7 protein-coding genes and 1 riboswitch are annotated in these 8,297 nt (G+C 38.6%); of the genes, 3 read left to right on the plus strand and 4 right to left on the minus strand.

What is annotated here, in order from left to right; translation table 11 throughout:
• The 3 genes from ASU31_RS26730 to ASU31_RS26740 all read right to left on the minus strand — a co-directional run.
• The coding region (locus ASU31_RS26730; protein ID WP_057935289.1) for a histidine phosphatase family protein at window positions 1-545 on the minus strand (545 nt) is incomplete at its 3' end.
• A 104-nt stretch (window positions 546-649) separates the two neighbouring features.
• A complete protein-coding gene (gene mqnE, locus ASU31_RS26735; RefSeq protein WP_057935295.1) occupies window positions 650-1,843 on the minus strand; it encodes an aminofutalosine synthase MqnE in 1,194 nt (397 codons plus the stop codon).
• Between the two features lie 435 nt (window positions 1,844-2,278).
• Window positions 2,279-2,773: a hypothetical protein gene (locus ASU31_RS26740; protein ID WP_057935290.1), complete on the minus strand. Its 495-nt coding sequence runs from the start codon at window positions 2,771-2,773 to the stop codon at window positions 2,279-2,281.
• Window positions 2,774-2,895: 122 nt separating this feature from the next.
• On the opposite strand from ASU31_RS26740, the gene ASU31_RS26745 reads away from it, so the two are divergent.
• Entirely contained in the window at window positions 2,896-4,011 is a 1,116-nt protein-coding gene (locus tag ASU31_RS26745) for a trans-sulfuration enzyme family protein (RefSeq protein ID WP_057935291.1), read from the plus strand.
• Between the two features lie 46 nt (window positions 4,012-4,057).
• Here ASU31_RS26745 and ASU31_RS26750 read toward each other — a convergent pair whose 3' ends face one another.
• Window positions 4,058-5,071, minus strand: a complete 1,014-nt coding sequence (locus ASU31_RS26750) for a hypothetical protein (protein WP_057935292.1) — start codon at window positions 5,069-5,071, stop codon at window positions 4,058-4,060.
• Window positions 5,072-5,282: 211 nt separating this feature from the next.
• A riboswitch (SAM riboswitch) is annotated at window positions 5,283-5,393 on the plus strand.
• A gap of 263 nt (window positions 5,394-5,656) precedes the next feature.
• Here ASU31_RS26750 and ASU31_RS26755 point away from each other — a divergent pair.
• On the plus strand, window positions 5,657-6,988 hold the full coding sequence (locus tag ASU31_RS26755; RefSeq protein WP_057935293.1) for an O-acetylhomoserine aminocarboxypropyltransferase/cysteine synthase family protein: 1,332 nt from the start codon (window positions 5,657-5,659) through the stop codon (window positions 6,986-6,988).
• 28 nt (window positions 6,989-7,016) lie between these two features.
• On the plus strand, window positions 7,017-8,075 hold the full coding sequence (locus ASU31_RS26760; protein WP_057935294.1) for a homoserine O-acetyltransferase family protein: 1,059 nt from the start codon (window positions 7,017-7,019) through the stop codon (window positions 8,073-8,075).
• Window positions 8,076-8,297 lie beyond the last annotated feature (222 nt).

The raw sequence follows: 8,297 nt of genomic DNA on the forward strand, positions 1-8,297 counted from the left end.
TAAAGCACCGTATTCTGATGTGGAAATTCAGTCATTTCGCTCAGTGGTTTGCCTAATAATAAACATAAGAAAACGCGCATCGCTCTACCGTGCATGCAAAGTAAAACCGTTTTTTCTTCAGGTCTGCTCATCAAAACTTCCATGGCTTGTTTTAAACGTTCGTAAACATCCTGAACACTTTCACCGCCCTCGAAATGTGCGGTATAATTACCATCCTGCCAACTCTGTAACATCTCACGGAAAGCATCACGTGCATCTTCTGTATTCGGTTTTCCTTCCCAAACGCCCCAGGCCAGTTCGTCTAAACCCGAAAGTTTTTCCCATGGTAATCCCGAATCAATAAACTTCTGGACAGTTTGCCAGGTTCGTTTTAAATCGGAAGTGTAAATCTTATCAAAAGGGACATTTTTATAGGTTTGGTAAAACGCTTCTGCCTGCGCCCTGCCCAAATCATTTAAGTCAGAATTTATACCTCTGCCCTGTACTATGCCTTGTCTGTTAAGTTCCGTTTCGCCGTGGCGTATGATGTATATTTCTTTGACCATTAAAATGGGATTTTTAGGGTTATAAGATTGCAGGATTAACGTTTTTATTTATTGATTTTTTGGATTTTGCGAAAAGATCTTAAAATCCTATCATCATAACAATCCTAATTCACTACCGGTAGCTTATAATATTGAGGTTTCTTTTCTTCTTCGAAAACTACATGTTCGAAATCGGTAACCACATTATATAAAGTATCGCGTTCTATTGCTTTTCTGCCTACTTGTTTAATCAGATTCACCAGTTCCTTGGTACTCATTGCGGGTGTTTGTTCCTCGGCACCGGCCATTGAATATATTTTGGTGGTATCATCCAACGTACCGTCAATATCATCAACACCGTAATTTAAAGATAACTGGGCTGTTTCGCGACTGATCATTGCCCAATAAGCTTTAATATGATCGAAGTTGTCCATGTAAATACGGGCGATGGCGTAATTCCTTAAGTCTTCAATCACAGAAGATTCGGGCACATTACTCATCTGGTTATGTTGATTTCTGAATTTTAGCGGAATAAAAGTCTGGAAACCACCTGTGCGATCCTGCAATTCACGTAATTTCTCCATATGATCTACCCGGTGCCAATATTTTTCAATATGACCGTAAAGCATGGTGGCATTACTGCGCATCCCTAGTTTGTGCCATTCTTCATGTATATCTAACCATTGCTGACCAGTACATTTATCTTTAGCAATCTGTTCTCTGATTTCAGAGTGAAAAATCTCTGCCCCACCACCTGGTATTGATTCTAGTCCGGCTTCTTTCATCAAACGCATACCCGTTGCATAATCGATTTTGGCTTTCTTAAAGATATAATGGTACTCCACAGGCGTTAATGCCTTCACATGCAAATCAGGGCGATGCTGTTTAATAGCGGTAAATAAAGCAGAATAAAAGGCCACATCGTATTGAGGAAGTACCCCACCAACAATATGCACTTCTGTTACAGGTTCGCCATCATATTTTTTAACGATATCGAGCATTTGCTCCATCGTTAAGGCCCAGCCTTCTTCTTTTTGTTTGATTAAACGGGAGTATGAGCAAAATTTGCAGTCGTAAACGCAAAGATTGGTAGGTTCTAAATGGAAGTTTCGGTTGAAATAAGTTTTATCACCGTGTTTCTGTTCGCGGATAAAATTTGCCAGAATACCAAGATAACCCAGTTCTGCATGTTCGTACAAATGAACGCCTTCATCGAAGGTAATGCGTTCTCCCCGAAGGACTTTGTGTGCTATGTTTTGTAATTCAGTTGATAAATTGGTATCAGCTAATATTTTTTCAACTTGCTCAGTTGTATTCATTCCTGATTTATTTTGAACAAAAATACAATAATGAGCCGATTTGAAAATCATTTTCTTGTAACAAACCGCGATTTTTGAATGTTGTCCTTGATTATTAACCACAAATGGACACGGATAAACACAGATATTGATTGCTTTTAACGTGAGCTTAGCTGTAGGCGTTAATATTAGCCACGGAACACGGAAGTCACGGAAAAATAACTGTCAAACTCCAGTATAAATTAATGCTTCCCGCTTGACGGCCAGGTATGTAAGACAAAACCTGATTCTAATTTATATCTGTGTTAATCTGTGGTTAAAAACCTACTATAAAACAGTCTAAGAGACTCCGTATAAATCCGTGTTTCCGCGGCAATCCTAAAAGACGGTAAACAAAAAAAGCACCTCTTTTAAGAAGTGCTTTATGTTTTTCACAGGTTGATATTTTTTATCTGACTATCTTGCTGCAGGTACAAACGTTAAAACGATGTTAGCCGTTTTGCCACCAAATTCGATTGGCGATTTCAAGATCATTTGTGTGCTAGAAAGATCAGTTAATACTAAACGGTAACCTTCTGTTACGTTTTTAGCTTTATCACCTTCAAATATTTTCTTAAACTGGAAGGTTTGATCTTTAGGTGCTGCCGACCAGAAAATAGTCTGCATTACCGCACCACAAGTACTTGATGCTGGTAAAGTGTAAGAACCATTACCGCTATTGGTTAAGTTCCATGTACTTCCCTGGAAGCATTTGTAAGATTTCTCTCCAAATAAACCTTGAACAGCGCCATCAGGTAATCCTTCTAAAGCTACATTACTCACTACCCATTCGCGAACAACTGTACCTCTGCTACCTGTTACACCTGCAGTTACTCTTTTTGCAGTATTACAACTTTGTAACATTACTAAAGTAGAACATGCTATTGCGATAGCTATAAATAATCTTTTCATTTTTGTTTAATTTAATTTCGTCAAACTTGTTACATAAATCTTGCCAAAACCATTACGAACCTTAAATTAGCGCCAAATTATTAAATTGCATCCCGATATTACTTCGATCAAAATCAATTATCATGAAACCCGAAACCCTTGCTATTCACGCTTCTAATCTTGTAAAAAGCATTACTGGCGATGTTACCTTACCTATTAATCTATCGACAACTTTTTTTCGCGACGAAGATGGAGGTTATCCCGGAGGGCACATGTATAGCAGGGTAAGCAATCCAAACCGGTCTGCTTTAGAAAACACTGTAGCGAAATTAGAATATGGTGAAGATGCGGCTGCTTTTTCTTCAGGCAATACCTGTGGTATGGTTTTGTTCCAGTCCTTAAAACCTGGCAGCCATATTATTGCACCTGATGATATGTACTGGGGTATTAAAAAACAGTTACTAACTATTTTTAACGACAGTTTGGAATTTGATTTTATTGACCAGACCGATTTAAATCTGATACAATCAAGCATCAAACCAAATACCAAATTGATCTGGATCGAAACCCCATCTAATCCATTATTAAAGGTTACCGATATCGAAGAGATTGCCAAAATAGCTAAAGCTAAAAACATTACGATGGCCTGCGACAGTACCTTTGCTTCACCGATTTTACAAAATCCGATTTTGTTAGGTGCTGATATTGTAATGCATAGCAGTACCAAATACCTGGGTGGCCACAGTGATGTACTTGGCGGGATTTTAATAACAGCAAAAAAAGACGAGTTATGGGAGAAAATCAAAAACATTCAGCAAACTGGTGGAGCAGTTCCTTCTCCCTTCGATTGTTTTCTATTAACCAGAAGCATTAAAACACTGGCTTACCGTATGAAAGGCCATTGTGAAAATGGAAAAATTATCGCTGACTATTTAAACGGACATCAGCATGTTGAAGCTGTTTTTTATCCAGGATTGGAAAGTCACCCACAGCACGAAATTGCAAAGAAACAAATGAAAGATTTTGGTGGGATGATGTCGTTTTTGGTTAAAGGAGGTATGGAAGCTGCACATAAGGTGGTGAATAAGGTTCAGTTATTTGCGCAGGCGACCAGTTTAGGAGGTGTAGAGAGTTTAATTGAGCACCGTTATTCGGTTGAAGGCCCTGACAGTAAAACGCCAAAAAATTTACTCCGTATTTCTGTAGGCCTGGAGCATGTAGATGATATTATCGCAGATTTAGCGCAGGCGCTGGGGTAAAGAAGAAATCCCATAAGGTTTTAAAAACCTTATAGGATTATATATCTTATTTAGGATTACAAATCGTGGTCAACTTCAACGAATAATTTGCCTCCAGTGGCTCATTTGTCTGCGCTAAACGTTGCGATCCTGTATTAGCCGGGCAGGCAATGTCACCTGCAGCATCATATATTAATTTTGTACCACTAGTCAATAATTCTTTCGGTACGTAAACCTGCACCTTGGTAATCGAATAACCAGAAGGAAAATAACGCACATAATAACCATCAGGGTGTTTGGTCCAGATACCACTTGGCACATCGCTTCTTGGTGGCGCCATACCCGCTATAATTGCATATTTTTCCATATCGGCATAAGTATAGTTTCCAGACGACACTAGTTGACGGATATTATTTTCTGCTTCAAAAACAGCCCTCACCCCTGATGGTAACTGGTCTTTAGCCTTCTCCATTACATCGAAAGGCAAAACACCTAAAGCACCACCTTCCAATTGTGTAAGTTGTTTCGGTGTTAATAATTTAATGGCAGTTACTTTAACCTGTCCATTAAAATCGGCAAATTTTGTTCTTGCAATGATTGTCCAGAGTAAAGCCTGAATATCGTGTTGGTCTACATCAGGATGTTTCTCAGCGCTTTTCAGTATAGAAACCACAATTTCTTCCTTCGGGCCTAAAACCGGAGCAAACATGTAACCATCACCTTTTGACGGCGCGAAAGTTCCTGCTTTTAAACAATAACTTTTATTGGTCATTTCGTAAAGCCCCTCGCAAAGCACGAAACCGCCCTCTGGGTTTTTAGGCAGCAAATACAAGGGCTGGGCTTTTAAATTTAATGAATTAATAAAATCAGGCTGCTTTTCGCCTTCTCTATTTACGTCTTCAAAATTAGTGGTAATGGCAGCAGGTTGCTTTAAAAACTTATCTACGCCTAATGCTTTAGCACCCTGGGCTGTGCCCACTTTTAATAATTTATCTTTTAAGCCTCCGAATTGAGCGTTTACATTGTTTAAACAAGCTATAGTAAATAACAGGCCTAAACATAGGGATTTTGCATTTTTCATCATAATTAATTTAGATAGGTACCACAAACTTAGAATTTTAAGCGTTAATTCAGTATTAAAATTTCAGATTGTCATTGCATGATAAAAATACACAATTCATTTTCAACGAGTTAATGTAATTTCAAAATTTTATTTTGTGGATTAAAATTAAATTCAGACATTTGGAATATTATTTGGCAGATAGCTAGATAAAAGTCAATCTTCACGGGTTGATTTATAAAGAAGTGGCGAGAGACTGGCTCGATGACCCACTGGCAACCCTCAGAAAGAGAAGGTGCCAATTCCTGACCGGATAACATGGTGTTATTTGGAGATATAAATTAGAACTGATGAAAACATTAAATCTTCAATCGCTAAGCGAGCCCAGTGCAAATCTTAAAAAGGTAGAACGAATTTCTATTTCTTTTATTTGTTGCGATATGCGTGCGTTTACTTGTATGTGCTGTTGCATACAGTAATTTAAAAATCTTCCTTTTTTGTTTTTTTCAAATCGGAAGGTCCCGGGAAATCGGGATACGCCCTGCTAGGTTTTAGGATTATCCTAATTTCTGCTATCTGATCACATCAACTAAAAAAATAGAAATTATGTCAACATCATATAAATTTGAAACTTTACAATTACACGCTGGCCAGGAAATAGATCCAACAACAGGATCAAGAGCTGTTCCCATTTACCAAACCACTTCTTATGGATTTAAAAATGCCGAACATGGGGCTAATTTATTTGCATTAAAAGAGTTTGGCAATATCTACACCAGGATTATGAATCCTACCAACGATGTTTTCGAAAAACGTATTGCAGCTTTAGAAGGAGGTGTTGCAGCTTTGGCAGTAGCATCGGGGCAAGCCGCTCAATTTATAGCGTTAAATAACATACTGGAAGCTGGTGATAGCATCGTTTCTTCATCCCACATTTACGGAGGAACCTATAACCAATTCAAAGTTGCTTTTAAGCGTCTGGGGATTCATGTCGATTTTGCAAATCCAGATGTACCTGAAGAATTTGAAAGCAAAATAACCGATAAAACAAAAGCAATCTTTTTAGAAACCATTGGCAACCCGGCGTTTAGTGTGCCTGATTTCGAAAAAATTGCGGCAATTGCAAAAAAATACGACCTACCTTTAGTTGTCGACAATACTTTTGGCGCAGGAGGTTATTTGTTTAAACCATTAGAACATGGTGCCAACATTGTTGTAGAATCTGCAACGAAATGGATCGGTGGCCATGGAACAAGTATCGGCGGTGTTATCGTTGACGGTGGAAATTACAACTGGGGCAATGGGAAATTCCCTCAATTCTCTGAGCCTTCAGAAGGTTATCATGGTTTGGTTTTCAGTGATGTTTTTGGTATCGGCGGGCCATTTGGTAACATCCAGTTTATCATCCGTGCCCGTGTGGAAGGATTAAGAGATCTGGGACCTGCCCTATCACCTTTCAATTCTTTTCTTTTATTGCAAGGATTAGAAACTTTATCGCTCCGCGTTCAACGCCATGTAGATAATGCCTTAGAATTAGCCACCTGGTTAGAAAACCACCCATTAGTTAAAGAAGTTCAGTACCCTGGCTTAGCCAGCAGTAAATATAACAACCTGGCTAAAAAATATTTAAGCAATGGTTTTGGTGCAGTTTTATCTTTCGAATTAGCTGGAAGCAAAGAAAATGCTACACAGGTAATTGATAACTTAAAACTGGTATCCCACCTGGCCAATGTGGGTGATGCAAAAACGCTGATTATTCAGCCTTCTGCCACAACGCACCAGCAATTAAGTGAAACAGAACAATTAGCAGCAGGGGTAAAACCGAATGCACTGAGGGTTTCGGTAGGCATTGAGCATATTGATGATATTAAAGCCGATTTTGAACAAGCTTTTGCAACTATTAATGCTTCAGTTCCAACAGAGCGTTTACAAGCCTAACCGTTAACATTCCGAATACAACAAAACAATGAGTACATCATCAACATATCATTATAATAAACAGTTCAAATTAGAGAGCGGAAAAAAAATCCGTAACCTGCAAATTGCTTATCAAACTTATGGCAAATTAAATGCAAATAAAGATAATGTGATTTGGGTTTGCCATGCACTTACCGCCAATGCTGATGTTTTTGAATGGTGGGAAGGTTTGTTCGGTGAAAATGCGCTATTCAATCCGGAAGAGCATTATGTTGTTTGTGCGAATGTTTTAGGTTCGCATTATGGTAGCACAAGCCCATTAAACACCAACCCGGTGACGGGTTTACCTTATTACCTTTCTTTTCCGCAGTTTACCATCCGCGATTTAGTATCGGCACACCAATTATTGGCTGCGCATTTAGGTATAGATTATATTAAATTATTAATCGGAGGTTCCTTAGGTGGGCAACAAGCTGTTGAGTGGAGCATATCGGAGCCGAATAAAATCGAAAACCTGATCTTGATTGCCACTAATGCAGCACATTCTCCATGGGGAATTGCTTTTAACGAAAGTCAGCGTTTGGCCATTACTACCGATAGAACTTTTTATGCCAACCAACCTAACGGTGGCAGCAAAGGTTTAAAAACCGCCCGTAGCATTGCGCTTTTAAGTTACAGAACCTATAGTGCTTATGGTAGTACACAGGTTGAAAGTGTAAACGATAAGACCGACAATTTCAGATCGTCTTCTTATCAGAACTATCAGGGAGAAAAGCTGATCAACCGTTTTAACGCTTACAGTTATTATTATTTAACTAAAGCAATGGACAGCCACAATGTAGGCCGTAACCGCAAAAGTATTGCCGATGCACTAAAACTAATTACGGCAAATACTTTGGTCATCGGAATTGAAAACGATGTTTTGTTTCCTTTATCTGAGCAAAAATACCTGGCCGATCATATCCCTGGAGCAGAATTTAGTGCCTTGCATTCAGATTATGGTCACGATGGATTTTTAATCGAAACAGATGCCCTGACTAATGTAATCGGAAACTTCATCAAGGAAAGCCGGAATAAAAAAATAATCAAACTGCAGCACACTGCTTAGGGAGGTAGAAGGCATAAAGGTTGAGGGTGAAAACTGGATACCAGAATAAAATTTAAAAACAAATCACAAAATAAGAGCAGCTATATCGGTGTAATCCACCTATCTGTGTAATCACTTTAAAAAATGAGTAAAAATTTAAAAATCGGTTTATTTGGTTTCGGAGTTGTAGGACAAGGTTTATTGGATATTATCCAAAGCCAGAACCTGAACCTGGAGATCATT

The sequence above is a fragment of the Pedobacter ginsenosidimutans genome (assembly GCF_001442625.1).
GTDB lineage: Bacteria > Bacteroidota > Bacteroidia > Sphingobacteriales > Sphingobacteriaceae > Pedobacter > Pedobacter ginsenosidimutans.

Bases quoted from the DNA above. Each gene is read 5' to 3' on its own strand.
- mqnE (WP_057935295.1), bottom strand. From the start codon at position 1,843: ATGAATACAACTGAGCAAGTTGAAAAAATATTAGCTGATACCAATTTA.
- ASU31_RS26740 (WP_057935290.1), bottom strand. From the start codon at position 2,773: ATGAAAAGATTATTTATAGCTATCGCAATAGCATGTTCTACTTTAGTA.
- ASU31_RS26745 (WP_057935291.1), top strand. From the start codon at position 2,896: ATGAAACCCGAAACCCTTGCTATTCACGCTTCTAATCTTGTAAAAAGC.
- ASU31_RS26750 (WP_057935292.1), bottom strand. From the start codon at position 5,071: ATGAAAAATGCAAAATCCCTATGTTTAGGCCTGTTATTTACTATAGCT.
- ASU31_RS26755 (WP_057935293.1), top strand. From the start codon at position 5,657: ATGTCAACATCATATAAATTTGAAACTTTACAATTACACGCTGGCCAG.
- ASU31_RS26760 (WP_057935294.1), top strand. From the start codon at position 7,017: ATGAGTACATCATCAACATATCATTATAATAAACAGTTCAAATTAGAG.